The 2,518-nt window shown below is 51.1% G+C and carries 4 protein-coding genes; all 4 read left to right on the top strand.

Annotated elements, in window-relative coordinates; all coding sequences use genetic code 11:
- Positions 1-474 (top strand): IgG-binding virulence factor TspB family protein (locus tag H9Q10_RS12035; protein ID WP_274381506.1); only part of this gene is annotated, 474 nt, incomplete at its 5' end.
- 3 nt (positions 475-477) lie between these two features.
- On the top strand, positions 478-762 hold the full coding sequence (locus H9Q10_RS12030; protein WP_197904221.1) for a DUF2523 domain-containing protein: 285 nt from the start codon (positions 478-480) through the stop codon (positions 760-762).
- Between the two features lie 8 nt (positions 763-770).
- Entirely contained in the window at positions 771-1,922 is a 1,152-nt protein-coding gene (locus tag H9Q10_RS12025) for a zonular occludens toxin domain-containing protein (RefSeq protein WP_197904220.1), read from the top strand.
- A 238-nt stretch (positions 1,923-2,160) separates the two neighbouring features.
- Complete coding sequence (locus H9Q10_RS12020; RefSeq protein ID WP_205229556.1) at positions 2,161-2,457, top strand: IS110 family transposase; 297 nt, start codon at positions 2,161-2,163, stop codon at positions 2,455-2,457.
- Positions 2,458-2,518 lie beyond the last annotated feature (61 nt).

The raw sequence follows: 2,518 nt of genomic DNA, 5'->3' as shown, positions 1-2,518 counted from the left end.
AAACAGGCACGCTGGAAATTTTATAACTGCCCGAACGGCGTCTGTGTACAAGAAACCATCATTAACCGCCCCGACCTCAAACCTAACTCCCCCGAAGCCCCCGCACCAAAAAACTCGCCTGCCGGCAATACCGGCAGCGGCGACAAACCCGGCACAGAAACCCCGCCGCCCTTCGACCTGTGCGAAGAACATCCCGATATTCTGGCTTGTCAGGGCATGGGGGATGTAACCGGTAATGAATTCGATAAGATAGAAATTCCCCGCCATGTCAATCACGAAACATGGAAGCCTGATAGCTTCCTACCCGCCAACGGCGTTTGCCCTGCCCCAAAAACTTTCCATGTATTCGGTAAACAGTTCAGTGTAAGTTATGAACCTTTATGCGTTCTGATGGAAAAAGTCCGTTTCATCATCCTGATCGGTTTTATCCTGATGTCCGCCTATGTTGCCTTCGGCGGTTTGCGAAAGGCCTAAATCATGCCCGCCCTATTGATACCCCTGCTCGCCATTCTGCTGCGTCAGCTGGTTTTGCGCATCATCATTGCCACTGGTATAGCCTTTGTGACCTACGCCGGTTATATGGTCGCATTGGACAAGTTTAAAGACTACATAGTCGATGCCGTCAATTCCATGCCTGCCGATATCGTCAATCTGCTGTTGATTGGCGGTGTCGGCCAAGGTATGGGCTATCTGTTCGGCGCCTTCGCCTTTCGCATCAGCATGACTACTTTGAACAAACTGACCTTTATTCTGCCGAAATAGGGGAAAACATGATTTATTTAATTACCGGCAATATGGGCACCGGCAAAACCTCCCGTGTGGTTAATATGATTCTGACCAATGAAGACGGTCTGTTTAAGCAGAAACTTGAAGACGGCACTGAAGTAGACCGTCCTTTGTATTTCTGTCATATCGATGGCCTTGATGTGCAGAAATTCAAAGCCCACGAGCTGACTGAAGCGCAGATACAGGAAAAACCTCTAAATGAAATCGTGCCGCAAGGCTCGGTGCTGATTGTGGATGAATGCGATTACTGCTATCCCGTCCGTGCCGCCGGCCGTCCCGTGCCGCCCTATATCCAAACTCTCAAAGAACTGCGCCATGACGGTTTCACGCTGATTCTTATGACCCAGCACCCCAGCATGATTGACGTGTATCTGCGCAATCTCGTTTCCAAGCATATCCACTTGGAACGCAAGCCGATGGGGATGAAGCAATATTGGTGGTATAAGTGTGTGACCAACTTGGACAACCCCGCCGGGGTCAGCGGCGTGGAGAGCGCCGCCTGGAAACCGCCTAAGGCCGCCTTCCAATACTACAAATCCTCCAGCCAGCATCAAAAGTTCAAAAAGAAAATCCCGATGGCCGTTTGGGCATTGGTCGGCATTTTGGCCTTGGTCGGCTGGAAGTCCTACGGCCTGTACCAAAGCTACAGCAAAGCCGTGAACCGCGAGCCGGAAACCGCGCAGGCGGTAGCCGGGGAGCAAAGCGGGCAGCCGCAAGGTCTGCCCGATGACGGCCTGACCGATGCCGCAGGCAGCGGCAGGCAGAATAACAACCTTAAGCCGGAAGATTTTGTACCGACTATGGCCGAAAAGCCCGAATCAAAGCCTCTTTACAACAATCTGCGCCAAGTCCGCCAGTTCGAACGCGTCGCCGCCTGTATCCAAGGCGGGGAAAGTGGTTGTTCTTGCTATTCTGACCAAGCAACCAAAATCACCGAAGTACCACAAGAATTGTGTCGCCAATATGCCATTAACGGCCTGCCGTTCAATCCCTACAAAGAACCGCAAAGCGAGAGGGAAAGCCCGCTTTCCGACAAGGGCCAAGCAGGCTACGGCCAATCTCCATCCGTGCTGTCTTTGGACAATCAGGCAAAGCAGAATCTGGCTTATGCCGAAGCGCCCAATATGGCGCAATAGATGAATGAGATGCCTGACGGCATTGACTGCGTGCAGTCGATGACGGCAGGTATCTGCCAAGCGGTAGCGCGGCAGTATTGCCAGAATGGCTTCAAGATTGCTGTACCAGTCAAGCCGCATCACGCCTGCAAATAGCCTTGCCCCAAGGCAATGAATGAGATTGGCGGATGCAGCTTTACCTATGCACAAAATCAATACGGTATCTTTGCCGAACAGGCATCATCATAAGGATTGGAACATGGATAAAATCGCATTGGGCTTGGATATATCGAAACTGACCATTGACGCCTGCTTTCACGGGCCGGGCGATTTTATGAAGGTGGAAAACACCCCGTCCGGGATAGAACGCTTGATTGAACGCATTAACCATTACCAACAAAACGGCCGGGAAATCCATGTTTGCTGCGAATACACCGGCAATTACTACCTTCAGGCAGCCTATACCCTGTATCAGGCCGGAATCAAAATCAGCGTGATCAACCCGCTGGCCATTAAAGCCTATGCCGAATACAAGCTAAGGTGTAGAAATCAGTAGCGTTGTTTACAGTATTTCTAGGAGAATACTGAAACATGAACATGCACAAAAATACCCGACT

This window comes from Eikenella glucosivorans (assembly GCF_016025525.2).
Lineage (GTDB): Bacteria > Pseudomonadota > Gammaproteobacteria > Burkholderiales > Neisseriaceae > Eikenella > Eikenella glucosivorans.
The sequence above is the reverse complement of the archived record's forward strand: the minus strand, read 5'-3'. Positions and strand labels throughout refer to the sequence as shown.